25 protein-coding genes are annotated in these 26,361 nt (G+C 42.6%); 24 read left to right on the plus strand and 1 reads right to left on the minus strand.

The window, feature by feature from the left end:
• Window positions 1-70: 70 nt before the first annotated feature.
• Window positions 71-1,990 (plus strand): ferrous iron transport protein B, encoded by a 1,920-nt coding sequence (gene feoB / locus P22_RS00440; RefSeq protein ID WP_235814522.1) that lies wholly within the window; start codon window positions 71-73, stop codon window positions 1,988-1,990.
• Window positions 1,991-2,012: 22 nt separating this feature from the next.
• Window positions 2,013-2,306 (plus strand): FeoA family protein, encoded by a 294-nt coding sequence (locus tag P22_RS00445; RefSeq protein ID WP_054258237.1) that lies wholly within the window; start codon window positions 2,013-2,015, stop codon window positions 2,304-2,306.
• On the opposite strand, the gene P22_RS00450 is transcribed toward P22_RS00445, so the two are convergent.
• Window positions 2,269-2,481: a DUF1858 domain-containing protein gene (locus P22_RS00450; RefSeq protein WP_054258238.1), complete on the minus strand. Its 213-nt coding sequence runs from the start codon at window positions 2,479-2,481 to the stop codon at window positions 2,269-2,271. The genes P22_RS00445 and P22_RS00450 overlap by 38 nt on opposite strands.
• A gap of 276 nt (window positions 2,482-2,757) precedes the next feature.
• Here P22_RS00450 and mraZ point away from each other — a divergent pair, with 276 nt between their 5' ends.
• From mraZ to xerD, 22 genes are all read left to right on the plus strand, one after another.
• Window positions 2,758-3,189: a division/cell wall cluster transcriptional repressor MraZ gene (gene mraZ, locus P22_RS00455; protein WP_054258239.1), complete on the plus strand. Its 432-nt coding sequence runs from the start codon at window positions 2,758-2,760 to the stop codon at window positions 3,187-3,189.
• A gap of 12 nt (window positions 3,190-3,201) precedes the next feature.
• Window positions 3,202-4,134: a 16S rRNA (cytosine(1402)-N(4))-methyltransferase RsmH gene (gene rsmH / locus P22_RS00460; protein ID WP_054258240.1), complete on the plus strand. Its 933-nt coding sequence runs from the start codon at window positions 3,202-3,204 to the stop codon at window positions 4,132-4,134.
• A gap of 42 nt (window positions 4,135-4,176) precedes the next feature.
• Complete coding sequence (locus P22_RS00465; protein WP_054258241.1) at window positions 4,177-4,638, plus strand: septum formation initiator family protein; 462 nt, start codon at window positions 4,177-4,179, stop codon at window positions 4,636-4,638.
• Window positions 4,639-4,654: 16 nt separating this feature from the next.
• Complete coding sequence (locus P22_RS00470) at window positions 4,655-6,751, plus strand: stage V sporulation protein D (protein ID WP_054258242.1); 2,097 nt, start codon at window positions 4,655-4,657, stop codon at window positions 6,749-6,751.
• Window positions 6,752-6,814: 63 nt separating this feature from the next.
• A complete protein-coding gene (locus tag P22_RS00475) occupies window positions 6,815-8,305 on the plus strand; it encodes a UDP-N-acetylmuramoyl-L-alanyl-D-glutamate--2,6-diaminopimelate ligase (RefSeq protein WP_054258243.1) in 1,491 nt (496 codons plus the stop codon).
• The gene (gene murF, locus P22_RS00480; protein WP_054258244.1) at window positions 8,305-9,687 is read left to right on the plus strand and encodes a UDP-N-acetylmuramoyl-tripeptide--D-alanyl-D-alanine ligase; all 1,383 of its coding nucleotides are present in this window, start codon (window positions 8,305-8,307) and stop codon (window positions 9,685-9,687) included. The genes P22_RS00475 and murF overlap by 1 nt, the downstream gene beginning before the upstream one ends.
• An 18-nt stretch (window positions 9,688-9,705) precedes the next feature.
• The gene (gene mraY, locus P22_RS00485) at window positions 9,706-10,686 is read left to right on the plus strand and encodes a phospho-N-acetylmuramoyl-pentapeptide-transferase (protein WP_054258245.1); all 981 of its coding nucleotides are present in this window, start codon (window positions 9,706-9,708) and stop codon (window positions 10,684-10,686) included.
• Entirely contained in the window at window positions 10,683-12,050 is a 1,368-nt protein-coding gene (gene murD / locus P22_RS00490) for a UDP-N-acetylmuramoyl-L-alanine--D-glutamate ligase (RefSeq protein ID WP_054258246.1), read from the plus strand. Before mraY ends, murD begins: the two co-directional genes overlap by 4 nt.
• Window positions 12,051-12,064: 14 nt before the next feature.
• On the plus strand, window positions 12,065-13,165 hold the full coding sequence (gene spoVE / locus P22_RS00495) for a stage V sporulation protein E (RefSeq protein ID WP_054258247.1): 1,101 nt from the start codon (window positions 12,065-12,067) through the stop codon (window positions 13,163-13,165).
• A gap of 28 nt (window positions 13,166-13,193) precedes the next feature.
• The gene (gene murG, locus P22_RS00500) at window positions 13,194-14,312 is read left to right on the plus strand and encodes an undecaprenyldiphospho-muramoylpentapeptide beta-N-acetylglucosaminyltransferase (RefSeq protein WP_054258248.1); all 1,119 of its coding nucleotides are present in this window, start codon (window positions 13,194-13,196) and stop codon (window positions 14,310-14,312) included.
• 171 nt (window positions 14,313-14,483) lie between these two features.
• A complete protein-coding gene (gene murC / locus P22_RS00505; RefSeq protein ID WP_054258249.1) occupies window positions 14,484-15,863 on the plus strand; it encodes a UDP-N-acetylmuramate--L-alanine ligase in 1,380 nt (459 codons plus the stop codon).
• 56 nt (window positions 15,864-15,919) lie between these two features.
• Window positions 15,920-17,170 carry a UDP-N-acetylglucosamine 1-carboxyvinyltransferase gene (gene murA, locus P22_RS00510; RefSeq protein WP_054258250.1) on the plus strand — a complete coding sequence of 417 codons (1,251 nt, stop codon included), beginning with the start codon at window positions 15,920-15,922 and terminating at the stop codon, window positions 17,168-17,170.
• 23 nt (window positions 17,171-17,193) lie between these two features.
• Window positions 17,194-18,120 (plus strand): D-alanine--D-alanine ligase family protein, encoded by a 927-nt coding sequence (locus tag P22_RS00515; RefSeq protein ID WP_054258251.1) that lies wholly within the window; start codon window positions 17,194-17,196, stop codon window positions 18,118-18,120.
• A 187-nt stretch (window positions 18,121-18,307) separates the two neighbouring features.
• Window positions 18,308-19,057, plus strand: coding sequence for a cell division protein FtsQ/DivIB (locus P22_RS00520; protein ID WP_054258252.1), 750 nt, complete (start codon window positions 18,308-18,310; stop codon window positions 19,055-19,057).
• 96 nt (window positions 19,058-19,153) lie between these two features.
• Window positions 19,154-19,786 (plus strand): DUF881 domain-containing protein, encoded by a 633-nt coding sequence (locus P22_RS00525; RefSeq protein ID WP_373432663.1) that lies wholly within the window; start codon window positions 19,154-19,156, stop codon window positions 19,784-19,786.
• Window positions 19,786-20,115, plus strand: a complete 330-nt coding sequence (locus P22_RS00530; protein ID WP_054258254.1) for a small basic family protein — start codon at window positions 19,786-19,788, stop codon at window positions 20,113-20,115. The genes P22_RS00525 and P22_RS00530 overlap by 1 nt, the downstream gene beginning before the upstream one ends.
• Window positions 20,116-20,338: 223 nt before the next feature.
• The gene (gene ftsZ / locus P22_RS00535; RefSeq protein ID WP_054258255.1) at window positions 20,339-21,385 is read left to right on the plus strand and encodes a cell division protein FtsZ; all 1,047 of its coding nucleotides are present in this window, start codon (window positions 20,339-20,341) and stop codon (window positions 21,383-21,385) included.
• A 186-nt stretch (window positions 21,386-21,571) separates the two neighbouring features.
• Window positions 21,572-22,507, plus strand: coding sequence for a sigma-E processing peptidase SpoIIGA (locus tag P22_RS00540; protein ID WP_054258256.1), 936 nt, complete (start codon window positions 21,572-21,574; stop codon window positions 22,505-22,507).
• On the plus strand, window positions 22,498-23,235 hold the full coding sequence (sigE, locus tag P22_RS00545) for an RNA polymerase sporulation sigma factor SigE (protein ID WP_054258257.1): 738 nt from the start codon (window positions 22,498-22,500) through the stop codon (window positions 23,233-23,235). The genes P22_RS00540 and sigE overlap by 10 nt, the downstream gene beginning before the upstream one ends.
• A 101-nt stretch (window positions 23,236-23,336) precedes the next feature.
• Window positions 23,337-23,864, plus strand: a complete 528-nt coding sequence (locus tag P22_RS00550; protein ID WP_054258258.1) for an NUDIX domain-containing protein — start codon at window positions 23,337-23,339, stop codon at window positions 23,862-23,864.
• A gap of 476 nt (window positions 23,865-24,340) precedes the next feature.
• On the plus strand, window positions 24,341-24,979 hold the full coding sequence (gene spoIIM / locus P22_RS00560; protein ID WP_054258260.1) for a stage II sporulation protein M: 639 nt from the start codon (window positions 24,341-24,343) through the stop codon (window positions 24,977-24,979).
• Between the two features lie 440 nt (window positions 24,980-25,419).
• Window positions 25,420-26,307, plus strand: a complete 888-nt coding sequence (gene xerD / locus P22_RS00570; protein ID WP_054258491.1) for a site-specific tyrosine recombinase XerD — start codon at window positions 25,420-25,422, stop codon at window positions 26,305-26,307.
• The last annotated feature ends 54 nt before the right edge of the window (window positions 26,308-26,361 follow it).

Below are 26,361 nucleotides of genomic sequence, written 5' to 3' on the forward strand. Positions count from 1 at the left end.
ACCTCCGGTTATTTGCATAGGAAATAGCAGTACTATCTGATGAAGCTGGAGGGACAGAAGTTTGCGGAAAGTGGCGTTGGTAGGATCGCCAAATGTTGGGAAAAGCGTTATATTTAACTGCTTGACTGGGAGGTATACAACGGTATCCAATTACCCGGGCACAACAGTGGAAATTGCTAGGAGCAATAGTACTTGTTGCGGGATTGCCTGTGAAATAATTGATACGCCCGGAATGTATTCCCTAATGCCTATTACGGAAGAAGAGTCGGTAACACGACGGTTGCTATGCACCGAAAAGCCGGATTTGGTAATACATGTTATTGATGCCAAGCATATCAGGCGAATGCTGCCGCTTACCTTGCAACTGATTGAAGCTGGATTTCCGGTCTGCCTTACGATCAATATGATGGATGAAGCGAAGCAATTGGGGATACGCATTGACATAACCGCTCTGGCCGGTATTCTGGGAATTCCGGTTGTTGCTACGGAGGCACTCCATAAAAAAGGCATAGAAGGGTTAAAAAAGTATGTTGCAGCTTATGAACTAATACCATCGGAGAAAAGGTACTATAGGCAGTTTTCAGAAACAATAGAAGAAGAAATTTCTCATATAAGTGCTCATTTATCACATGGTTATGGTTTATCATTGCGTATGGCCGCAATACTGCTCTTACAACAAGACACCATATTGCAAGAAGAAATTGGCAGGGGAAATGAAGGGAAAGTTCTTGCTGATCAAATTAAAAAGGCTGCTGGCAGTAAGCTCTTTTATCGCATAACGGCGGAAGAATATGATATGGTTAATACGATTGTAAGTGCTGTGCTTAAGGGGAAAACACATACCGTTTTATCAGTTGGCGATTCATTAGGCAAATGGACCCGCGAGCCCTTTATCGGAGGGGTTTTGGTCTGTATCGTTTTATATTTCGGATTTTATGAATTTGTCGGCAAATTTGGTGCGGGATTTTTAGTTGATTATATCGATAATATCCTGTTTAAACAGTATATAACCCCGATGGCGACAAACATGATTTATCATTTGGTCCCTTGGGACTGGGGCCGTTCATTACTAGTTGGTGAATATGGAATTTTTTCCATGGGCATCCGTTATACCCTGGCCATCATTTTACCGATTGTCGGAACTTTTTTCTTTATGTTTTCTATTCTGGAAGATTGTGGTTATCTGCCCAGACTGGCCATGCTGGTGGATGGCATGTTCAAATTCCTGGGTTTGAACGGGCGGGCAGTGATCCCCATTATTCTTGGTTTTGGCTGTGGAACAATGGCGGTGATTGTTACCCGTACGCTGGAAACAAAAAGAGAACGGCTGCTGGCAACTTTTTTACTGTCTTTAACCATACCCTGTTCGGCCCAACTTGGGATGGTATTGGCTATTTTATCTTCACATCCGGTTGGTTTTTTTGTGTGGTCTATATATATTCTTATTATATTTCTTTTAGCCGGGTGGTTGAGCGCAAAAGTCATTCCCGGAGAACGGAGTTCTTTTTATTTAGAAATTCCTCCTTTGCGAATACCGGCTTATTCAAATGTGCTTACAAAAGTATATACGCGCATCATATGGTATCTGGCGGAAATTTTACCGGTATTTATTATTACCAGTATTATATTATGGGTTTTTGAACGAATTGGTTTTTTACCATATATTATTCAAACGATTATACCGGTTACAGCTCTCTTGCAATTGCCGGAAAGCATGGCAGCCGTTTTTTTGCTGGGATTTTTTCGCCGAGACTATGGAACAGCCGGGTTGTATGATTTGTGCCGGTTAGGAGTTTTGAGCGGGCAACAGTTGCTTGTTGCATCAATAGTGCTGACCCTATTTGTACCCTGCATAGCACAAATGGCTGTTATGAGTAGGGAACGGGGAGGAGTTGCTTCTTTACTTATGCTCATTTTAATCATGACAGTGTCGATTGCATCGGGAATTTTTGTTAACTGGCTATTATGTTTTTTGCCGGTTTCTATATAAAGTGAAAAGGAGGGCAAGCTGGTTGGTAAGTGCATTAACCGCTTTAAAAGCAGGAGAAAAGGGAGTTGTGCTTCATTTTAAAGAACTGGCAGAGCAAAATCTCCGCAAGCTTACTTCTCTGGGCATTCTGCCCGGAATTGAGATAGAAGTTTTACAAACCTATCCGGTCTATGTAGTTCAGGCCGAATATACACAACTTGCCCTGGATCATGATATTGCGGGAATGATTATAGTAAATAAAAAAGAAGGCAAAAAACAACGGCCTTCTTTTAACATCTTCAGTCTTTTTTTGTATGGTGTGCAACCGTTTTATTAAGATCCGCAACTAGTGCATCAATATCAATGCCATGGGCTGCAGCTCCCTGTTCGATATTTTCAAATCGTGCCGCTGCACAGCCTAAGCAGCCCATACCATAATTGCGGAATATATCTACTGTTTCAGGGTGGTTTTGCACAACTTCCATTATGCTCATTTTTTTGGTAATCGTCATTGAATTGTCCTCCTTAATACGATATTTTAATTATAACATATTGTTTCCGGACTGTCATGGTAGCATAATATAGTATAATTCTTTCCGAAGGCAGTATGCATCCTGTTTTCCTAACAAGACTAAGTTTAGCATAGGACAAAAGACCCAAAACTAGGAAAAAATAAAAATCCTGCATAATTTATGAAGGATTTTTATTTTTTTTACCGAAATTATAATAAAAAGTGGTTTAATGTGGTGTAAAGTGGTGGGAAGTTATTGGCGGGATGGTGAAATAAGGTGTTAATGGGAGAATTCCTTCATAGTGTTGATAATAAGGGACGTCTCATTTTACCGGCAAAATTCCGCGAAGAAATCGGTGACAGTTTTGTTGTTACCAAGGGACTTGATACCTGTTTGTTTGTATATACTAAGGAAGAATGGAGCAACCTGGAAAATAAATTAAAGCAACTGCCATTGGCGAAAACAGAGGCTAGAGCGTTTGTACGATTTTTTTTCGCTGGGGCCTCAGAACTTGAATGTGATAAACAGGGGCGTTTTTTACTGCCAGTCAATTTGCGTGAATATGCAAAGCTTGATAAAGATGTGGTTATTATTGGTGTTTCCAGTAGAATTGAAATTTGGAGTAAAGATGTTTGGGATGATTATAATGAACAAATTGGACCTACGGTGGCGGATATAGCAGAGAACTTGGTTGATTTAGGAATCTAGGGAGTGAAAGCAATGGAGTTTAGCCACGTTAGTGTTCTGCTGGAAGAAAGTGTTGCGGCTTTAGTCACAAAGGCGAATGGAATTTATGTTGACTGTACGCTCGGTGGCAGCGGACATGCACGGAAAATTATTTCTCAGTTAAATACATCAGGATGGTTTGTAGGGATCGATCAAGATCCGGCAGCCATTCAGGCAGCGAGAGAGAGATTATCGCCGGCGTTGTGCAGGGTGGATATTATAAAAGATAATTTTTCCAACTTGAAACATATTCTGGATGATTTACATATAACTAATGTGGATGGTGTTCTTTGGGATTTAGGGGTTTCTTCGCATCAATTGGATGTGGCAGAACGCGGATTTTCCTATATGCAGGATGCACCGCTTGATATGCGTATGAATCCGCAGGCTGAGATTTCGGCGTGTGATGTTGTCAATACCTACGATGAACAGCGGCTGGCCAGGATAATTTCGAGTTATGGTGAAGAACGTTGGGCGAAACGGATTGCCAAATTTATTGCAGAGGCAAGAACAGAGAAATCGATCGATACGACGGGCCGTCTGGTAGAAATTATAAAAAGCGCCATTCCGGCAGCAGCCCGCCGGGAAGGGCCTCATCCGGCAAAACGTACTTTTCAGGCCATACGCATAGAAGTGAATCGTGAGCTGGAAATATTACGGGATGCATTTCGTGCCGCTGTTGAACGGTTGAACCCCGGAGGACGTCTCTGCATTATAACTTTTCATTCCTTGGAAGACCGGATTGCCAAACAGACGTTAAGTGAATTGGCAAAGGGATGTGAATGTCCACCGCGTTTTCCTGTGTGTGTCTGCCATAAAAAGCCTAAAATTAAGATTATCGGCAAACCCGTTTGTCCGTCGCCGCAAGAACTGGAAATAAACCCACGTGCGCGTAGTGCCAAGTTAAGGATTGCGGAAAAGGTATAACTAACTACTATTTTGTTCTAATATCTGGGGAGGGGAAATACTATGTTAGTAAAAAGAAAAGAGGATTGGGAGTTATATTCTCAAGAAACGAACCAGGAAACCCTGCCCGCCAGAGTGCAATATACTGAACGGCCTAATATTGCTTTGCGTGCTAAATTTTTTATTACGGTTCTATTGTTGGCTGCCATAGCGATCTTGTTTACAGTACAGAGTGAAGCTATTATTAGAGCAGGGTATAATCTGGTGCAGACCAAAGCGCAGCTGGCCAAAATGGAGAAGGAAAATCAACTGTTGCGTCTTGACATTGCCAAACTGAAATCTCCGCAGCGCATCCAACAAATAGCTACCAGTGAGTTAGGGATGGTAATACCCCGCAATATCTATTATGCTGTTAGCGAGCCAAAATCTTCAGCAAAGGTTCCGGTAAAGGAGACGGCGTCTCTATCGAATCGACTGGTAAATCTGGTTAAATCGGCAAAGGCGGAGGCAAGCAAGACGCGCTAATCTTTGTTTGGAGGAGATGCTCTTGCCGCTTGTGACCCATGTTGTAGTGAGAAAAAGGATTACTTGTCTTTTTTTGTTTGTTGCCTTTATTATGGCGGCTTTGTGTTGCCGGCTCATGTATTTGCAGTTTTATAAAAGCGACTGGCTTACTGAAAATGCTAAAGATCAACGTATTCGAGAAATTCCGGTTGAAGCAAAACGCGGGACGATTTCTGATCGTAATGGCAGGGAACTGGGTATCAGCATAAGTACCGATTCAGTTTATGCTATTCCTGCGGAAATACACGATGTTGAGGATACAGCAGCCAAATTGGCTGCTATTTTAATGTTGGATCAGAATAAAATTGCTGAAAAATTAAAGAAACATCAGGCTTTTATTTGGATAGAACGTAAAATACCCACGGATAAGGCCAAGGCCATTAAGGCCTTGAGTATACCTGGCATTGGCTTGACAGAGGAAAGCCGGCGTTATTATCCGTATGATAATTTGGCTGCTCATATCTTAGGGTTTACCGGTATTGACAGCCAGGGACTGGATGGGGTGGAAATCACTTTCGACAGTTACCTTAAGGGACGGCCGGGCAGTATTGTTATTGAATATGATGCCCGTGGACGGGAAATCCCGTATGCAAGTCATAAGTTTCTGGCTCCAACCGATGGAAATAATATTCAATTGACAATAGATGTCGTTATTCAGCAAATTGTCGAACGCGAGCTGGATAAGGTTATGAAGGAAACACAGGCCCAGGCGGCATCTATTATTGCCATTGCGCCGCATACCGGTGAAATCCTGGCACTTGCCAACAGGCCGGATTATAATCCCAATCATTTTGCAGATTATTCTCCCAAACTTTGGCGTAATATCGCCGTTTCCAATGCCTATGAACCGGGATCAACATTTAAAATTATTACTACAACCGCTGCGCTGGGCGCTGGAGTCGTGAAACTGTCTGATCGGTTTTTTGACCCAGGATCAGTTGAAGTCCAGGGCAGGACGATTCATTGCTGGAAACATGGCGGGCATGGCAGTCAGAGTTTTGAGGAAGTTGTGCAAAATTCCTGCAATGTTGGTTTTGTTAATGTGGGTTTGAAGCTTGGTAAAGATCCATTTTACCAGTATTTACGTTCATTTGGCTTTGGCAGGGCAACTGACATCGATTTGCCAGGGGAAGCCAAAGGTATCATTATTGATCCTAACCAAGTTAAACCCATTAATATTGCCACAATGGCTATGGGACAAAGCATAGCTGTGACGCCGATTCAGCTGTTGACGGCAGTAGCGGCGGTAGCCAATGACGGACAATTGCTGCGACCGCAGATTGTTCGCGAGATACGTGACAAAAAAGGGCAGGTTATCCGCGATTTTAAGCCTGACACTATAAAACAGGTTGTGACTCCGGCGGTAGCGCAAGAGGTGAAAGGAATTTTGGAAAAGGTTGTAGAAAAAGGTACAGGAAGAAATGCATATATTGAGGGATTTCGGGTTGCCGGAAAGACGGGGACTGCACAAAAGGTAGGGGGAGGGGGATATATGCCCGGACGATATGTGGCCTCTTTTGTTGGTTTTGCTCCCGTTGATAATCCTCAAGTAGCTTTATTGGTCGTTATTGATGAGCCGGTAGGATTATACTACGGTGGTCAAATTGCGGCGCCGGTTTTCGGCAGTGTAATGAAAGATATTATGCAATATTTACAAGTGCAGCCACAGCTGTCTGACGATGAAGAGAAAGAAAATCCCGGAACGCATGTCATTGTCCCGGATGTGATTAACCGATTACCGGCAGAGGCGATAGCTGAATTAAAAAAGATGGAGTTGAATGGTATAATTGAAGAGTCGGGAGAACGTATTACCGATCAAATACCCAAACCGGGCAGCCGGGTTCCTCAGGGGGTTAATGTCTTGCTTTATACGGCAACTCCGCGCTATGGCTGGTCGGAGATTACCGTGCCGGATTGCCGAGGGATGTCTCTGCTTGAGGCTGCAGGAATGCTGGGCGAGACCGGGTTAAGCATCCGGCCGGACGGTAATGGGGAAAAAGTATTGCGCCAGGACCCGCTTCCGGGCAGTAAAGCTCCGTCGGGTTCAATTGTTACGGTATATTTTGAAGAATGACGCAACGATATAATCGGCAATACTGGTAATAATAGTTATTAGGATACAGGAGGTTTTGCTATAATGACATTGGACGAAATAGTAGGACTTTTGCCGGATGCTGTAGTGGATGGTGAAAAGTTGCAAACCATACGCAATATAGTATGCGATTCCCGGCAGGTTACCGAAGGGACGCTGTTTATTTGCCTGCCGGGAGTCAAGACTGATGGCCACGATTATATCGGCCAGGCTTTTCAGGCCGGTGCGGTAGCAGCGGTTGTGGAAAGAGAGGTTCAGCTTCCGGGTAACATGACAAGAATTAAGGTGGCTGATACAAGAAAGGCTATGCAGGCTATTGTTCCTTATTTTTTTGGTTTTCCCGGACGAAAATTACGTATGATTGGCGTTACCGGTACGAATGGGAAAACCACGACGACCTATCTTTTACGCGATATTCTACGTTGTGCCGGTTATAAAGTGGGTGTTATTGGTACTATACAGACGCTAATTGCTGAGCGGGTGCTTCCGGTGAAAAATACGACGCCGGATGTTGTCGAACTGCAGTCAATATTAGCACAAATGGTAGATGCTGATATTGACTATGTGGTTATGGAGGTATCTTCCCATGCGCTGGCACTGAACAGAATTGCCGGCTGCGAGTTTGATGTGGGCATTTTTACTAATATGACACAGGATCATTTGGATTTCCATGGGACTTTTGAGAATTATCTTAAAGCCAAGGCACGGTTATTTCAGTTGCTTAGTAGTACGGATTCTTTAAAAGCAGGCAAGACCGCCGTCGTAAATTTAGATGATGCTGCAGCCGGTGCCATATTACAAAGTTCGCACTGTCCTACCATTACGTATGCTGTAAAAGAAACTGCTGCCGATCTGCAGGCTGTAAGAACAGATATCCGGGCTTCAGGTTCTTCAATCACTGTCCAGGGGCCTTTTGGACACTTAGATATAAAACTGCAGATTACAGGTATGTTTAATGTATATAATGTGTTAGGTGCCGTAGGTGCTGCTTTGGCTGAAAAGGTTCGGCCGGAAATCATTCAGAAGGCGCTGGAGCAGTTTAAGAGTGTCCCGGGACGTTTTGAACTGGTGGATGAAGGACAACCGTACAGTGTTATTGTAGATTACGCTCATACCCCGGACGGCCTGGAAAATATCCTGAAAACAGCACAGCAAATTGCCCAAAGACGGATCATTGTGGTATTTGGTTGCGGCGGTGACCGTGACCGCACGAAACGTCCGATTATGGGAGGATTGGCGGCAGAATACGGGGATGTGGTTTTGGCTACATCTGATAATCCCCGTTCAGAAGATCCTTATGCGATTTTGGACGAAATTGAGGTAGGGATAAAAAATAAATTACAGAGTGACAAGATCTATGAGAAAATTCCTGACCGCCGGCAGGCCATAAAAAGAGCGCTGGAGCTGGCGCAAAAAGATGATATCGTCGTTATTGCCGGAAAGGGGCATGAAACATATCAGATACTCAAAGATCAAACCATTCATTTTGACGACAGGGAAATAGCTAGAAAATATATCCGGGAGATGATCGGTTGATGGCAGAGTTTACCATTGAGGAAGTTTCTCAGGCGGTGGGCAATAATCTTAACCGAATGGCTCCCTGTGATTCTGCAGTACGGTTTACCGGCGTGTCGACGGATACGCGGTCAATTCATCCCGGAGATCTGTTTGTTGCCCTTATAGGCGAAAGGTTTGACGGACATAATTTTATAACGCAGGCTGTTCAAAAGGGAGCAGCCGGTGTTCTTGTCAGTAAAGCTGTTATAGCAGATATGGATGAAGCCGCGCCGTGTGTGGTCATTACGGTCCAAAATACTCTGGCTGCCTTACAGCAATTAGCTAAATTCCACCGGAGCCGGTATTCTATACCGGTAATTGCTGTTACAGGATCTAATGGCAAAACTACCACCAAGGATATGACGGCAGCGGTGTTGTCACGTAAATATAAGGTGTTAAAAACCGAGGCCAATTATAATAATGAAATTGGTCTACCTTTGACCTTGCTGCAATTGACTTCTGTGCATGAAGCCGCAGTGGTGGAAATGGGGATGCGCGGCTTAGGCGAAATAAAAGAACTGGCTGGCATTGCTTTGCCCAATATGGCCATTGTGACCAATGTGGGAGAAACTCATCTTGAGTTGTTGGGCTCTCTGGAAAACATTGCAGCCGCTAAAAGTGAATTGGTGGAGTCGATTCCCCCCGAGGGAGTGGTTGTTTTAAACGGAGACAATCATTATGTCAGACAGATGGGCGGAAGGACTAAAGCTAGATTAGTTACCTACGGACTGACACCTGATTCTGCCGTCTGGGCGGATAATATAGGTATAAGTAATAATAAAGAAATGGTATTTGCCTGTCATTGCCTGCAAGAGACTTTTCCTGTATCTGTGCCGACAGTGGGGCGGCATAATGTATATAATGCGCTGGCAGCCGTTGCTGTAGGATGCGCTTTGGGACTAAACGCACAGGAAATCAGGGAAGGGCTGTCAACTTTTCAGGCAAGCGGGATGCGTCTTCATATCGAAAAGAAAGCGGGCTATACGTTGATAAATGATGCCTATAATGCCAGCCCGATGTCGATGGCTGCCGCTATTGCTACGCTGGCGGAAATAGCGGGTGGCAGAAAAGTGGCAGTCCTGGGAGACATGCTGGAGCTGGGGAATGTTGCCGAAACAGCACACCGGCATATTGGTGAACTTCTGGCACGATATAAGGTGGATATTGTCATCACTGTCGGCAGACTTGCCGGCAGTATCGCCGATGCTGCTCAGGCCGGCGGCGTAAAAACAGTCATTGCCTGCGAAAACCATGCGCAGGCAATGGAAGAATTGCGGCAATTGATGGATAGTGATGACACGATTTTGATCAAAGGATCCCGCGGCATGAAAATGGAGAAAATTGCAGAGATTTTTGGCTAATAAATTGGGAGGTTTATCATGCAAGAGTTGTTGTATGCCGCTGTAATGGCATTTTTGATAGCAGTTTTTTGCGGTCCCTTGGTTATTCCGGTACTCAGGCGGTTAAAGTTTGGGCAAAGCATCAGACAGGAAGGTCCGGTAAGACATTATGCCAAGGCCGGGACGCCGACCATGGGCGGAATTATTATACTGATTGGCTTGCTTGTGCCTGCTCTCGTTTTTGGCAGCCAAAGTTTTGAAGTCTGGCTGGCATTGTTTGTAACCTTGGGACATGGCCTCATCGGATTCCTGGATGATTTTATCAAAGTTGTACTAAAACGGTCTTTGGGTTTGAAAGCAAAACAAAAGCTTCTGGGCCAAATTATTATGGCTGCTGTTTTATCTTATATTGCTGCTGTTTATTTGGGACGTGGTACGGATTTATGGGTGCCGTTTTTAGGAGTGAATGTTGATCTGGGGCCACTCTATTATATTTTAATTTTTTTGGTACTGGTTGGAACAACAAATGCGGTGAATTTAACGGACGGATTAGATGGTTTGGCTGCCGGGACGACAACCATTGCGGCTACAGCCTATGCAGTGATTGCGATGATTTTTGGCAAATATGAACTGGCTATTTTCTGTACGGCATTGGCAGGAGCTGCATTGGGGTTTTTACGTTTTAACGCCCATCCGGCGAAGGTGTTTATGGGAGATACCGGTTCCTTGGCTTTGGGCGGAGCACTGGCGGCAGTTGCCGTTATGACAAAAACGGAACTCTTGCTGGTTCTTGTCGGTGGAGTATTTGTCATTGAGGCATTGTCGGTAATTATTCAGGTTGCTTTCTTTAAAACAACCGGCCAGCGGGTATTTTTGATGAGTCCGATTCACCATCACTTTGAATTGGCCGGTTGGTCGGAGGCAAAAGTAGTCACTGTTTTCTGGTTAGCCGGAGTGTTTTTCAGTGCGGTTGCATTAGTTGCTTTAGGTGTCAGCAGAACAGGAGGCTTTGGCGGATGAGCGTTAAAGAATTCCAGAACAAAAATGTGCTAGTCTTGGGGGCCGGTATCAGCGGCATGTCGGTGGCTCATATTTTGCAGAATATCGGTGCAGTTGTTACTCTGAGCGATTCTAAATGCCAAGAGGAGATAAGAAAAGATTTCAGTAAGCTGATCGGTGAAGGTGTTACGCTGGCATTAGGCAAACAGAACGAACTTTTATTAACTGATTTTGATTATATTGTTGTCTCACCGGGAATATCTATTTATAGTCCTTTAATTAGTAAGGCAAGAAACTTGGGAATTGAGGTTATAAGTGAAGTTGAGGTTGCCTATCGTTTGTGCCGGGCACCCATTGTGGCAGTAACCGGTACCAATGGAAAAACTACCACCACGACACTGATTGGTGATATGCTAAAAACTACCAATCAACATGTTGTTGTCGGCGGTAATATCGGTGCCGCGTTGTCTCAGGAAGTAGCCGAGGTTCCGGCTGAGGGGGCAGTTATCGCTGAGATATCAAGTTTTCAGCTTGAAGGAGTGAAAAACTTTCATCCACGGATTGCTGCTATTCTCAATATAACTCCGGATCACCTTGACCGTCATAAAACCATGCAAACGTATATAGCCATGAAAGAGCGTATTTTCGCCACCCAGGGACCGGAAGATTTTCTTATTCTTAACTACGACGATCATATCGTTCGAGATATGGCCCGTAAAGTCTCTTCCCAGGTGCTTTATTTCAGCCGAAGGGAGGAAGAAATGCGCTCTGCCGTTTATGTAAAGAATGATATCATTACCATAGATTGGAATGAAAAGGTTTATCCGGTATGTTCAGTCAGGGAAATGAAATTGTTTGGGGCGCATAATGTAGAAAACGCTCTGGCCGCTTGTGGTGTTGCTTTTTTTGCCGGTGTACCGGTAGATAAAATGGCTGCTGTTTTGCGTACCTTTGAAGGGGTGGAGCATCGTATTGAACTTGTGGCAACCATTAATCAGGTTACCTATTACAATGATTCGAAAGCAACCAATCCGGAATCGTCGATAAAGGCGTTAGAGGCATTCCCGGGGAATATTGTACTGATTGCGGGTGGTCGTGATAAAAACACTGATTTGACTGAATTCATGAATTTGGTTAAGCATAAAACCGATGCCGTAATTTTCATTGGCGAAGCAGCTGAGCGCTTTACGCTGGCGGCAGAACAAAACGGTGTGAAACACATTTACCCTGCAGAAACTCTTGAAGCAGCCGTGGATAAGGCATATCAAATTGCCCGAGCACCGCAAGTAGTGCTATTATCACCGGCTTGTTCCAGTTATGACATGTTTACTAATTACGAAGAACGTGGCAGGGAATTTAAAAGGTTAGTGCAAAAATTGGGTTAAGGAGTTGGTATTTGGTGAACAGACCGAAGCTTCCTGATTTTGTTATTTTTTTTGCAATTATAGCATTGTTAGGACTTGGTGTCATTATGGTATATAGCTCCAGTGCTGTTTCTGCTTATGTCAACTTTGACGACAGTTATTATTTTCTAAAGCGTCAGCTTATATGGACTATCCTGGGAGTAATAGCCATGCTGTTCACTATGAATATTGACTACCATGTTTGGCGTAAACTGACAAAACCCATTTTGGTTGTTACTATCCTTCTTTTGATTTTGGTGCTGATTCCTGGTCTGGGGAAGGTGGTTAACGGAGCACGCCGGTGGCTGGGATTTGGCTCGTTATACCTGCAGCCATCAGAAATAGCAAAATTAAGTATGGTGTTGTTTTGTGCAACAAGCCTGGCCCGGAATCAGGATAAAATTACCAGCTTTACGAAGGGAATTCTGCCCCATCTGGCAGTGTTACTGGTGATTTTTGGTCTTATATTGAAAGAACCCGATTTAGGTACTGCGTTGGCCATTGGGGCTACGGTGTTTATTTTACTTTTTTCCGCCGGTGCAAAGATTGCCCACTTAGCATCGCTTACGATTACCGGTGTACTTGGTATTGTTGTGGCTATCATTGTTGAACCTTACCGGCTGAAACGGCTGATCGCATTTAACGATCCATGGGCTGATCCTTTAAATACGGGTTATCATATTATTCAGTCCTTATATGCTATCGGCTCAGGGGGCCTATTTGGTGTGGGGCTAGGAAGAAGCAGGGAGAAATTTCTTTATTTACCTGAACCACATACCGATTTTATTTTTGCCATTTTAGGTGAAGAGCTTGGTTTTATCGGAACGGTGACAGTTATTATTTTGTTTTTCCTTTTTGCCTGGCGGGGTTACAAAGTGGCAATTTCCGCTCCTGATGTTTATGGCAGTATGCTAGCTGCCGGTTTAACTACAATGGTAATTATCCAGGCGCTTATGAATATTGCCGTGGTTACTGCATCCATGCCGGTTACGGGAATCCCTTTGCCTTTTCTGAGTTTTGGCGGTTCGGCTTTAATTTTCACACTGGCCGGAGTCGGCATTTTGTTAAATATATCGAGATATATGAGTCTCAAGTGAGATGGATTTTATAGGGGGTTTAAGACACATGCGTATTATTATATCGGGAGGGGGAACGGGTGGCCATATTTATCCCGCTGTTACAATCGCCAGAGAGATGCAGAAACTTTTTGATTCCAGCGATATACTTTTTGTAGGGACGAGAAATAGTATGGAAGCGGATATTATTCCCAAAGAAGGGTTTAAGTTAGAAACAATTCAAGTCAAGGGTTTTGACCGGAAATTCTCCTGGGGCAATATTTCTAACCTATTTAATACAATTGGCAGTGTCTGGAGCTCAAGAAAAATTTTAAAAAGGTTTAAGCCGGATATTGTTATTGGAACCGGCGGCTATGTATGTGGACCGATTTTGTTTGCGGCCAGTCTTATGGGGATTCCCAGCATGATTCAGGAACAGAATGTAATCCCCGGCGTCACCAATAAAATTTTGGCCCGTTTTGTAGATAAAATTGCCGTAGGTTATCTGGAATCGGCTAAATATTTCGGCTCATCCAATCAGCACAAAGTTATTTTCAGCGGCAATCCTATCCGTCAGGATGTACTGTCTGTGACCCGTGAAGATGCTATGATTTCGTTAAACTTAGATCCTGATAAACGCACGATATTAATCTCTGGTGGTAGCAGGGGCGCGCGTAGCATAAATAAGGCTATGATTGAAGTACACCGTTACTTTCAAAATTGTGATGATATACAGCTATTGCATGTTACCGGACAAAACGAGTATAATAACGTAGTTGGAAAATTAAAGCAATATGGTATAGATGAAAAATTGAAGGGTAATATTATCATAAAACCGTATTTGTATAATATGCCACAAGCTTTAGCCGTTGCCGATTTGGCAATATTCAGAGCAGGTGCTATCGGGCTTGCAGAGCTAACAGCCAAGGGAATTCCGGCTATTTTAATTCCTTATCCCTATGCCGCCGCCAATCACCAGGCATATAATGCCCGGGTTATGGAACAAAACGGTGCTGCTGTGGTAGTGGATGATCATGAATTATGTGGGGACAAACTGGCTGGAATAGTGGAAAAAATTATCCGCAATCCCGACATCTTACAAACCATGGCAGAAGCGAGCCGAAATTTAGGAAAGCCCGATGCCGCTAATCTTATCGCACGGGAAGCTGCTAAACTTGTCGGAAAATGATCGCCCTCAAGAGAACCTTTTGATCAAAAAAAGCATAAAATAAGATATGCAATTTCCGTAAATCAATTCGTCATGATGATGTTATCAAAGACCAATGGTGTGATTAGGTCTATAGTATTGAGGAAAGTGAGTGATCAAGGGGCGGGGGAACACAAGAAAGGAGAGAGCTTTTTGTTACATACGATTACAAAATTTCACTTTGTTGGTATCGGCGGTGCCGGAATGAGTGCCCTCGCTAAAATACTGCTGGACAGAGGGTACTTTATTTCCGGATCGGATTTAAAGCATTCCGAAGTGACTCAGAAACTGGAAAGCGCCGGTGCAAAAATTTTTTGCGGGCATGAAGAAACTAACATCCAGGATGCGGAGGCTCTTGTGGTATCCAGCGCCATAGCAACCAATAACCCGGAAGTTCTTAAAGCGAAAGAGATTGGTTTGCCGATTTTTCATCGTTCTGATGTCTTAGCGGCATTAATGGAGGAAAAGCAGGGAATTGCAGTTGCTGGTGCACATGGCAAAACGACAACAACATCAATGATTGCAGTTATGCTGGAACGTGCTCAAACCGATCCGACCATTGTTATTGGCGGAGAGCTTGAGTACATTGGTGGTAATTCCAAACAGGGAAATGGAAAATACCTTGTTGCCGAAGCTGACGAAAGTGATGGATCTTTCCTGAAATTTTCTCCGGTAATTGCTGTTGTCACTAATATCGAAAATGACCATATGGACTACTATAAAACGATGGATAACATTCTGCAAACCTTTACGCGTTTTTTGCATAAATTGCCGGAGCAGGAGGGGATAGGAGTTCTGTGTTTTGATAATGCGTATATTCGCGAGATTGTACCCAATATTAAACGCAGATATATCTCTTATGCAGTGAACCAGCCGGCAGAATATACGGCACGCAATATTCGTGTGCAGGGTGCAGTTACTTATTATGAAGTGTTTCATCACGATAAAGAAATCGGGACGATCATGCTTCAGGTACCTGGGCTACATAATGTATCGAATTCCTTGGCCGCAGTCGTGGTAGGCATTATTACCGGTCTATCCTTTGAACAAGTTGCAGAGGGGCTTTCTTTTTTTCGGGGAGCGAAAAGACGTTTTCAGACCAAAGCCCGGATCAATGGTGTATGGATTGTTGACGACTATGCTCATCATCCAACTGAAATCAGTACGACTTTGGCAGCTGCTCGGCAAACAGAACCGAAAAGATTAATTTGTGCTTTTCAACCGCATCGTTATTCTAGGACGAAATTTTTATGCAAAGAATTTGGCCGGGCGTTTACCGCAGCGGATTTGTTAATTCTGACCGATGTATATGCCGCAGGGGAGCAGCCTATCCCCGGTATAAGCGGTGAAACCATAAAAGAGGAAGTAGAGTCTCAAACGGGGAAAAAGGTTATTTATATTGCGGATCGGAGTCAAATTGCACGTTATCTTAATGAGATCGTTGAAGCCGGAGACTTAGTGATGACTATGGGGGCAGGAAATATTTATCTTACGGGTGAAGAATTGGTAGAAAAACTTGTTCAAAAGCAGTAGATTTATATATAGTGTATAAAATAAAGGGTGATTGTACTTTTCTGGGAGGGAAGACGATGGAGAAGTTTGTCGTCACGGGAGAAGTACAGCTTTGTGGAAAGATTAGAGTTGGCGGTGCAAAAAATGCCGCTTTGCCGATTATGGCGGCAACCTTGCTTTGTTCTGGAGTCAGTGTTATACATGATGTTCCGTATTTGAGCGATATAAAGGCCATGCAGGGTATTATGACTCTTCTTGGAGCTGAGATAAAAAGAGAAGGGCGTACCTTGATTATTGATTCCTCGAATGTGCACAGAGTGGAAGTACCGGAACAACTCATGCGTGAAATGAGGGCTTCTGTTTTTTTAATGGGTCCGTTACTTGGGCGTTTTCATAAAGTCCGCCTTTCCTATCCTGGAGGTTGTGCTATTGGACATCGTCCCATTGATTTACATCTTAAAGCTCTGGAGAAGATAGGTGCCAGAATTAAAGAAAAGTTTGGGTTTATTGATGCTGAGGCAGACAGTTTAATCGGTAGCGAGATTTACCTTGATTTTCCAAGCGTTGGTGCCACGGAAAATGCTATCATGGCAGCGGTGCTGGCTAAAGGCGTCACTATTATTTGCAATGCTGCCAGAGAACCGGAAATATTCGACTTGCAGACTTTTCTTAATAAAATGGGAGCAAAAATTACCGGGGCAGGCTCCGATACGATTAGAATTGAAGGCGTTGAAAGACTGGTTGCAGTTGAGCATACTATTATCTGTGATCGTATTCAGGCCGGGACTTATCTTATCGCCGGCGCTATTACCAGAGGAGATGTTGTTGTTGAAAACATAGTTCCGGAATATCTAGTTTCGGTTATTGATAAATTGGAAGGAATTGGTTCGGTCATTCAAGTGGGTGAAAACTTCATACGAGTCAGAAGTAAAGAACTCCGGGGCGTTGATATTAAGACGTTGCCTCATCCGGGCTTTCCTACCGATCTTCAGGCCCCGATTTTATCCTTGCTTACTATGGCAAAGGGAACCAGTATTATAACAGAGACTATTTTTGAAAATCGGTTTAAGCATGTAGATGAGTTAATGCGGATGGGAGCACAAATTAAGGTGGAGGGCCGCACCGCCATTATTCGCGGGGTACCGAAACTAACGGGTACAAAAGTAACGGCTCCTGATCTAAGGGCAGGGGGGGCCTTAGTTTTGGCTGCACTTGCCGCAGAGGGCACTACGGAAATTGAACAGATTTACCATATTGACCGGGGCTATGAAAACTTTGAAGAACATTTACAAAGCTTAGGTGCGCATATCATTAGACTAAACTCTTAAGTAGAAGGTGTTAGGTAGTAAAAATGAAGAAAGTTGCAGTGGTGATGGGAGGTCCGTCTGCGGAGCGTGAAGTTTCGTTGAGAACGGGCGGGGCTATTTTAGATGCGCTCCGGGAGAAAGGATATCATGCAGTTGGTTTGGAACTGGTTCCAGAAACCTTTGTCACTCAAATTAAGAAAGAGCAGATTGATGTTGTTTTTAATGCCGTACATGGAAAATTTGGTGAGGATGGGGTATTGCAGGGGGGACTGGAACTATTACATATTCCTTACACCGGCTCCGGTGTTCTAGCCAGTGCTATGGCGATGGATAAAAGCGTTTCGAAACGGTTGTTCTTGTCTGCAAATATACCCACACCTCGTTCTTGTTTCTTTAATAAACAGGATGATAGACAATCGGTAATTAATGACATTCTGGCGCGTTTTGCTATCCCCGTGGTTGTCAAAGCGGCTGCCCAGGGATCCAGTATCGGCGTGACGATAGTGGAAGAAGCCGGGGCATTGCCTATGGCAGTCGAGAAAGCTTTTGCGTATTGCGATGATATTCTTGTTGAAGAATTCATAAAAGGCCGGGAAGTTACGGTGGCAGTGTGGGGAAATGAAAAACCCGAGGCTTTGCCGGTAATTGAAATTGTTCCGCATTCCGGCCGTTATGACTATCATGCAAAATATACCAGTGGTGCGACTGAATATCATGTTCCGGCCCAACTGGATGCAAGTACCACACAACAGGTCATGCATGCCGCAGTCGGAGCATTTTCCGTGTTGGGATGCTGCGGAGTTGCCAGAGCCGATATTATGCTGGATGGCAATAATAAACCTTATGTTCTGGAAATGAATACGATTCCGGGGATGACTGCCACCAGCTTGGTCCCTAAAGCCGCTGCCGCCGCCGGTATAGCTTTTCCGGAACTTTGTGAACGGATATTATTGATGGTCCGTTATAAATAAGCTGAGTCTGGTGTTCTTTTCAAGGAGGCTTAAGGCTTTTGTTTTCCAATAATTAACAAAAGTCAAGTCTTTCTTATTATATTTATTCTTAATGCTGGTTTGTTGTATAATTACTGTTGAGATTTCGTGAGAAATTCTTACGCGAGACGGACTTGTACAGGTATCAAGTTAGCAGGGGGAAGATTCTATGTTTAAGTCGAATTTGCCGGAGCGTACTCGTCCTGAACAACGGTTGCCTCCCAATTTGTTTTTCGGATTATTGCTCTTGTTTATTTTTATGCTTATTACTTTTTTGCTTATTCATTCCTCTTTATTTTCTATTGGTTCGGTAACTGTAGAAGGCAATAAATATATGTCTGTTGAAGATGTGTACAGGGTTGCCAATATTCCTGAACGGTTGAATATTTTCCGGCTGGATACGATGGAGATTGAGAATCGGCTTAAACAGGACTTGCGCATATCCGAAGTAGAAGTAACACGGCATTACCCGAGTACAATTACTATCAGTATAAAAGAGCGTCAACCGGTGGCCTATATTACCGGAGGTTATGGTTTTTTTGAGCTGGACAAGCAGGGCATTATTATAGCTGTTTACAAAAATTTAAAAAAAGTCAATGTGCCGCTGATTACCGGAGTAAAAAAGGATAGCGGTTATATCGGTGATAAGGTTAATGATACTGCTATTTTGCAGGTACTAACCTATTTAACCTTTTTGGATGAGGAAACTTTAAATCAGCTATCCGAAGTAAATATTCAATCACCGGAACAAATGGTTGCGTATACGGTAAATTCCGTCCATATACGGCTGGGAAATCATGAACGTTTAGAAGAGAAGGCAAAATTAACCAATCGGATTTTAAATGAGGTGCACGATATAAAAGCGATAGATTATATTGATCTTACTTACGCTTCCCCCTTTATCCGCTTTCGTCCATAAGTTATTATTTTTTTATTTATGAAGGGAGTGACAGTCTTGCCATTATTAAAACAAGGCCAAGTGGCTATTGCATTGGTATGTGTGGTTTTAGGAATTATGCTTGCAGTTCAGTTTCGTACAACGCAAGACATTCGTTCCAGTATTCCCTATCAAAGGGTGGAAGATTTATCGCAAAGGCTTGCGCAAATGGAAAAAGAGCGTGACGGACTGCTGCAAGAGGTACATGATCTGCGTCAAGGCTCCGGTTTAGGCGGAACCTCGCGTGAAGCGGAATTAATTAAGATGAGTGCGGGTGTTTTAGGAGTAGAAGGACCTGGAATTATTGTAACAATAGATGATAGTAAACGAGTATCCAAACCAGGGGAAAACCCCAATTTATATCTGATTCATGATGATGATATCCTTAAAGTGATTAATGAACTTTGGGCTGCGGGGGCGGAAGCAATATCAATTAACGAACAGCGGCTAATCGCCAGTTCGGAAATCCGTTGTGCCGGACCTACACTATCCGTAAATAACACACGCTATTCACCGCCTTATGACATCCGGGCTATAGGCGATCCGAAAACACTGGAAAATGCTCTAAAGATGCGTGGTGGTGTTGTAGAAACCCTGCAGTTTTGGGGAATTCAGATTACATTAAAACAGGAAGAAAAAGTGACCATTCCTGCATATAAGGGAACTTTTCATTATGAATTGGCTAAGCCGGTAAAGGAGAGTGAGAAATAATGCTACTTCCTTTGGTTGGTCTGGCTGCCGGCATTGCGATAGGTGTTTTTTCTCCTATTAGCATTCCAGTTGAATATGCCAAGTTTATGTCTGTCGCGCTTCTAGCTTCCCTTGATTCGGTTTTTGGGGGACTGCGGGCTGGTGCGGAGGAAAAGTTTGATAATACTGTTTTCATCACGGGCTTTTTTACTAACGCGTTAATGGCCGCCGGGCTTGTCTATGTGGGTGAACGACTGGGTATTGATTTGTATTATGTTGCCATGCTGGCTTTTGGTTTGCGTATTTTTCAGAATTTGGCTATTATACGACGTTATTTTTTGAAAAAATAACGAACAACAGTTTTTTCTCTAGCATCAGCCGGTTAGTCATAATTTATAAATATATTAAGATTTATTTTATAAATTAAAAGGGAAAATGCTACTTTTGTTGAAACATAAGGAAGGGAAACGTAAACTAAACTCTTTGCTGTTTTGATACGTTTAGACGGTATATTTTGGCGGCTACCATTTTGAATAAGCAACATCAGTGTGGGTAATAAGGGAGGAAACTTTAATGCTTGAATTTGATATGGATTTGGAGCGCTTTGCAGCCATTAAGGTTATTGGCGTTGGCGGAGGCGGAAATAACGCAGTAAATCGCATGATTATGTCCGGCTTGCAAGGAGTTGAATTTGTTTCGGTAAATACAGATGCGCAAGCGTTGCTGCACGCTCAGGCTCCTTATCGTATTCAGATTGGTGAAAAACTGACCAAGGGGCTGGGAGCAGGTGCAAACCCTGAAGTCGGCGAAAAGGCTGCTCAGGAAAGCCGCGAAGATATTATCAAAGCGTTAAAAGGAGCGGATATGGTTTTTGTTACCGCCGGTATGGGTGGTGGAACAGGAACGGGAGCCGCTCCAGTGGTAGCAGAATGTGCAAAAGAAGTGGGGGCCCTGACGGTAGGTGTAGTTACCCGCCCTTTTTCATTTGAGGGACGCCGTCGGCAAAGCCAAGCTGAGCGCGGAATTGCAAAACTTAAAGAAAAGGTAGACACGCTCATCACCATTCCTAATGACCGATTAATGCAGGTGGTAGATAAGCGTACACCCATTATGGAAGCATTTCGTATTGCGGATGATGTATTAAGGCAGGGTGTACAGGGTATATCGGATTTAATTGCCGTGCCGGGACTTATTAATTTGGATTTTGCGGACGTAAAAACGATAATGACAGAAACCGGATCAGCATTGATGGGTATTGGAATCAGTTCTGGTGATAATCGTGCTGTGGTGGCAGCGGAAGCTGCTATCAAGAGTCCATTGCTGGAAACGTCCATTGAAGGAGCCAGAGGAGTTTTGCTCAATATTACAGGAGGGACTAATCTCGGTTTACATGAAGTGAATGGTGCTGCTGAAATTATTGCCAGTGCAGCCGACCCGGAAGCAAATATTATTTTTGGGGCTGTAATTGACGAAAGTTTTCAGGATGAAGTAAGGGTTACCGTTATTGCTACCGGTTTTGATCCAAAGCCGGCAAAAATTAATCCCGGCAAGATTGAAACCACAACAATAGAGCCGTTTAAAGCACATAATTTAGATATACCGACTTGGATGCGACGGTAAAATCTAAGCATCAGTAATCAGTCTTTCGAGACTGATTTTTTTTGCTAATTTTCAACCTATATTTTACAAAAACAAATCCATGAAATTACAAAATTTTAAAAAATTACCTGGTATGATGGTGATAAACAAACAGCACGAAGCATATATTTTTTAAGTGTGATTGCGGGTAGAGGTTAAGGTGATCATGTGCGCATTTATGCAGATATCGTATTATTATTGAATATAAGTATAAACAGTATGCTTTTGTTGTTTACGGCTTGGGGAAGTAAGACGGCTTACAGAGGCTGGCGGCTTGTTTTGTCGGCCATTCTCGGTAGTATATATTCATTGGGCGAAGTAATCATACCATTTGATTTTTTCTATGCACTTCCTGTTAAAATTATGTTTTCCATTTTTTTTGTGTATGTATGTTTTGGTAGCCAACCTGTAAGGAAATTCCTATTGGTGTTGGCCGTGTTTTATGCGGTTTCCTTTTTTTTCGGCGGTGCCGTTCTGGGCTGGATCTTTTTTATGCAAACCAGCGGCTGGATAAAAAACTATGCTGTTGTTATACAAGATGTTACCTGGCGGCAAGTGGCAGGCGGTTTGGTTATGGGTATGGTTTTAATTTTTTTTGTTATCCGCCGCATATTGGAAAACCTGTCGCTGAATAAACATATATACAAGGTGACTATTACTTATGCAGGACAATCGGTAAAAATATCGGCCATTTTAGATACTGGCAATCGTTTATGTACGATGTTGGACCGTAAACCGGTTATGTTGGTAAGTTATAAAGCCCTGGAGGTTATTCTGGATCCAATGGTACAGAAATTTTTTCAGGAGACTCCGTCTGAATTTTGGGTCAGCGAATTAACTAACTGTGACCATCAGGAATGGCTGCAGAGAACTCAGATTATTTCTTGTCGATCCGTTGGTGGTAACCGGTTGTTGGTAGGTTTCCGCCCCGATAGCATAAGAATCTATATGGAAGACGGCGAGGTTGAGAATAAGAATGTGTACATAGGGATATATAGTGAGGCTTTATCGGCGGATCATTCTTTTGATGGTCTGTTACATACGGAAATGTTCTTAAAAAATAATATCAGCTACAAAAACAAGGAGGCAGGTATATGCGCTTAATCTGGATCAAGTTTAAATTATTGCTCAAATTAAAAATCATTGTTTTACTGCAGTATTTGCATATAGTTAAGCCAGATGAAGTGTTTTATGTGGGAAGCACAGAAGTACTGCCTCCGCCACTTAGCAACGATGAGGAAGTATTTCTCTTATCCCGGCTGCAAAAAGGTGATAAAGCTGTAAAAAGCATTTTTATTGAACGAAATTTACGCCTTGTTGTTTATATTGCAAGAAAATTTGAAAATACCGGAGTGGGGATTGAAGATTTAGTTAGCATTGGCACGATTGGCTTGATCAAGGCAGTGAATACATTCGATCCAGTAAAGCGGATTAAATTGGCCACTTACGCTTCGCGGTGTATCGAAAATGAAATTCTAATGTATCTGCGTCGTAATAGCAAAACACGGACAGAAGTGTCTTTTGACGAGCCGCTTAATATTGACTGGGATGGTAATGAACTGCTGTTATCCGATGTTCTGGGAACGGAAAATGATATTATTTACAAATCAATTGAAGAAGAAGTGGATAAAAATTTACTGTATAATGCCATGAACGCCCTGTCAGGTCGTGAAAGAAAAATCATGGAGCTCCGCTTTGGCCTTAATCATGACGGGGTTGAAAGAACGCAAAAAGAGGTTGCCGATATGCTAGGCATTTCCCAGTCCTATATTTCCCGCCTGGAAAAGAGAATCATAAAGCGATTGCGTAAAGAAATTATCCGTATGGAGTAGGTTGTACTTGGCGAAAGCCAAGTTTTCATTTTTTGCAGGACTTTTTTTGTATACAAGGAATAATCAACTGAAAAAAGTATTAAGAAGAAGGAGTTGTTAGCATGGAAAAATTAGATGAAAAATTTGTAAAATCTGCTTTTGTATACGACGGATGCCTGTTAAAAGTATATGCCGATACGGTCGTGCTACCCAATGGAAAGAAAGCCCGCAGGGAAGTTGTCAGACATCCGGGAGCTGTTGCGGTAGTGCCGGTCCTGGGGGATGGACGTATTGTTATGGTCAGGCAATATCGTTATCCGGTGGATGGAACATTATTAGAAATCCCGGCGGGAAAACTTGATCCGGGCGAGTCGCCGGATCATTGTGTTTTACGGGAATTATCGGAAGAGACAGGCTATATTGCCGGAATAACCCGGAAATTAACTGCCATACATACTGCTCCGGGGTTTAGTGATGAACTGATACATATTTATCTGGCGGAAAATTTAGAAATGACCCGGCAACATACCGATGAAGATGAGTTTATCAACGTGGAAATATACACTAAAGAAGAATTGAGGGATATGATCAGCAGAGGATTAATCACAGATGCAAAAACAATTGTAGGCTTATCCCTGGCAGATTTCTAAATCTTATGAACCGTATTTTACATATTCACAGTGTTTGAAATGGATCCGGTGCAGAGTTCACTTTTGTGGAATTCTATCAGGTAAAATCCGGTTTATCAAGGGTCCGGCTGTAAGAAGAGCACAAGGTGGTTGAACGGATTGTGAAATTGCGGACTATTTTGAAGCTAGACGGACTCCTTACTTTTGTCAATTTTGAGTTTATTCCGGGAACAGGGAATAGACAATACATTAAATAAGCTTTGTATTTTGGGGAATGAATATCGGTTCACAAACGGCGGTGGAAGAGAGGGTACTGAAGCCGTCGTTTATCCACCGGTCGGCCAAGCTAATAACGCTTGTAAAGTATGGCGAGAATTGCTGCAGGAGGAGGCGGTTTATAACGGCAATTCCAAGAAATCATAAATCCTGGACAAAGTAGGTATAAACCCTGTTTACATTGCATACATTTTAGCAGGTATGGACAGGGAGGAAACCATATGTGGGGATATTTACGGCAGCAGTTTATTAATCACTTAAGAGCCAATATTGTTGCCTATTTTTTTATTGTACTGATCTTTCTTATTGGTATTGTCATGGGAGCGTTATCGGTTAAAATATTACCGGAGGAACAAAAAACAGAATTAGTGAATTATTTGACCATGTTTTTCAATGGCTTGCATACGGGAACAGGGGATATTTCGAGTATATTTGCTCCGGTTATGTATAGTAATGCCAAAGTTATTATTTTGATATGGTTGCTCGGTTTTACCATTGTGGGTGTTCCATTTGTCTTATTTTTATTGTTTACCCGAGGATTCATCATTGGTTTTACTGTCGGTTTTCTGGTTAATGAATATATTGCCCGAGGGTTACTATTTGCCCTAGTAGCTGTGTTGCCGCATAATTTTTTTGCCATTCCGGCCGTATTCATTGCCAGTGTTGCCGCCATTAATTTTTCTTTAATGTTATTGCGCCGTAAAAGCTATAATAAGAATAATTTGTTATATGATGCCCTGGGTTACTCCTGCCTTTCTTTCGTCTTGTTATTGGTTATGCTGGTAGCTGGTTTAATTGAAATATATATTTCTCCTGTTTTTATGAAACTAATGGTTTCCATGTTTTTAAAGGACCAGTAAATAAAAGACTATTTCTTGAGAATAAACTTTATTTCCTTTGAATAATTATAATATTAAGTTAATCTTGCAGGAGGACGAAATGACGTTTATTATATCCAAAGCAGGGATAATTCATAAGGGTAAAAGGGTTCTAATAGGGCTGATGTTATTAGTTGTTCTTTTCTATCTATTGATTAAGTTAGTCAATTTCTTTTGGGCAGTAACTGATAATGAACATAATTTAGACCATTTAATGGAAAGACCGTTACGGGTTTTTGAAAATATAGTCAATACCAGTTAATTGACAAATACTTGCAAAAATATCATATTTGTGCATTATTTTTGCAGGAAAACAAAGGAAAAAACAATATTATGTTGAATAAACATAATAAAAAATGCTGTTCTGTATTCTAGATAAAGATGACTTTATGACCGGAAGGCCGGGAAAAAGGGTGGTAAATATGGAAGGGTTTGTGAATGAGTTTATTAACTATTTGGCAGTGGAAAGGGGATTGGCACAAAATACGCTGGAATCCTATGGACGTGATTTGCGCCAGTTTCAGGAATACCTTGAAAGTAGTGAAATGGAGTTTATAAAGGATTCAAACCGTAATACTATTCTCGCGTATTTAACAAATCTCCAGTCAAAAGGCCGGGCCGTCTCTACTATTTCACGCAATCTTGCAGCTATAAAGTCATTTTATCAATATCTGGTAAGAGAACACTATTTAGATAAGGATCCAGCTGCTCATTTGGAATCACCTAAGTTAGAAAAAAAGTTGCCTAAAATTCTTACCGTTGGCGAAGTGGAGGAACTTCTAAAGCAGCCTAGTAATTTCTTGCCCACGGGACTTAGAGACAAGGCCATGTTAGAATTGTTATATGCTACCGGGATTCGGGTTTCGGAACTGATTTCGCTAAATATTTCCGATGTAAATCTGGATATGGGGTATATTAAATGTTATGGTAAGGGCTCTAAAGAAAGAATCGTACCTTTAGGATCGATCGCTTCGAAATGTGTTCAGGAATATATTTCAAAAGGCCGTTCAAAACTGGTAAGAACTTATGATGAACCATCGTTGTTTGTCAATCATCATGGGAATCGGCTGACACGGCAGGGATTTTGGAAAATAATAAAAAAATATGCTCAGGAGGCAAATATTACCAAGCAAATTACACCGCATACATTACGACATTCATTTGCTACGCATTTACTGGAGAATGGTGCTGATTTGCGCTCGGTGCAGGAAATGCTGGGACATGCGGACATTTCTACCACACAGATATATACCCATGTAACTAAAAATCGTCTTAAAGAGGTTTATGATAAAACGCATCCCCGTGCATAAAGCCGGGAATATACCTTGATTAAGCAGTGTATTCTAGATGTAGATTGAGATGTA

It is taken from the genome of Propionispora sp. 2/2-37 (assembly GCF_001298735.1).
Classification (GTDB): Bacteria; Bacillota; Negativicutes; order Propionisporales; family Propionisporaceae; genus Propionispora.

Bases quoted from the DNA above. Each gene is read 5' to 3' on its own strand.
- P22_RS00450 (WP_054258238.1), bottom strand. From the start codon at position 2,481: ATGACGATTACCAAAAAAATGAGCATAATGGAAGTTGTGCAAAACCAC.
- rsmH (WP_054258240.1), top strand. From the start codon at position 3,202: ATGGAGTTTAGCCACGTTAGTGTTCTGCTGGAAGAAAGTGTTGCGGCT.
- P22_RS00465 (WP_054258241.1), top strand. From the start codon at position 4,177: ATGTTAGTAAAAAGAAAAGAGGATTGGGAGTTATATTCTCAAGAAACG.
- P22_RS00470 (WP_054258242.1), top strand. From the start codon at position 4,655: ATGCTCTTGCCGCTTGTGACCCATGTTGTAGTGAGAAAAAGGATTACT.
- P22_RS00475 (WP_054258243.1), top strand. From the start codon at position 6,815: ATGACATTGGACGAAATAGTAGGACTTTTGCCGGATGCTGTAGTGGAT.
- murF (WP_054258244.1), top strand. From the start codon at position 8,305: ATGGCAGAGTTTACCATTGAGGAAGTTTCTCAGGCGGTGGGCAATAAT.
- mraY (WP_054258245.1), top strand. From the start codon at position 9,706: ATGCAAGAGTTGTTGTATGCCGCTGTAATGGCATTTTTGATAGCAGTT.
- murD (WP_054258246.1), top strand. From the start codon at position 10,683: ATGAGCGTTAAAGAATTCCAGAACAAAAATGTGCTAGTCTTGGGGGCC.
- murG (WP_054258248.1), top strand. From the start codon at position 13,194: ATGCGTATTATTATATCGGGAGGGGGAACGGGTGGCCATATTTATCCC.
- murA (WP_054258250.1), top strand. From the start codon at position 15,920: ATGGAGAAGTTTGTCGTCACGGGAGAAGTACAGCTTTGTGGAAAGATT.
- P22_RS00515 (WP_054258251.1), top strand. From the start codon at position 17,194: ATGAAGAAAGTTGCAGTGGTGATGGGAGGTCCGTCTGCGGAGCGTGAA.
- P22_RS00520 (WP_054258252.1), top strand. From the start codon at position 18,308: ATGTTTAAGTCGAATTTGCCGGAGCGTACTCGTCCTGAACAACGGTTG.
- P22_RS00525 (WP_373432663.1), top strand. From the start codon at position 19,154: ATGCTTGCAGTTCAGTTTCGTACAACGCAAGACATTCGTTCCAGTATT.
- P22_RS00530 (WP_054258254.1), top strand. From the start codon at position 19,786: ATGCTACTTCCTTTGGTTGGTCTGGCTGCCGGCATTGCGATAGGTGTT.
- ftsZ (WP_054258255.1), top strand. From the start codon at position 20,339: ATGCTTGAATTTGATATGGATTTGGAGCGCTTTGCAGCCATTAAGGTT.
- sigE (WP_054258257.1), top strand. From the start codon at position 22,498: ATGCGCTTAATCTGGATCAAGTTTAAATTATTGCTCAAATTAAAAATC.
- P22_RS00550 (WP_054258258.1), top strand. From the start codon at position 23,337: ATGGAAAAATTAGATGAAAAATTTGTAAAATCTGCTTTTGTATACGAC.
- spoIIM (WP_054258260.1), top strand. From the start codon at position 24,341: ATGTGGGGATATTTACGGCAGCAGTTTATTAATCACTTAAGAGCCAAT.
- xerD (WP_054258491.1), top strand. From the start codon at position 25,420: ATGGAAGGGTTTGTGAATGAGTTTATTAACTATTTGGCAGTGGAAAGG.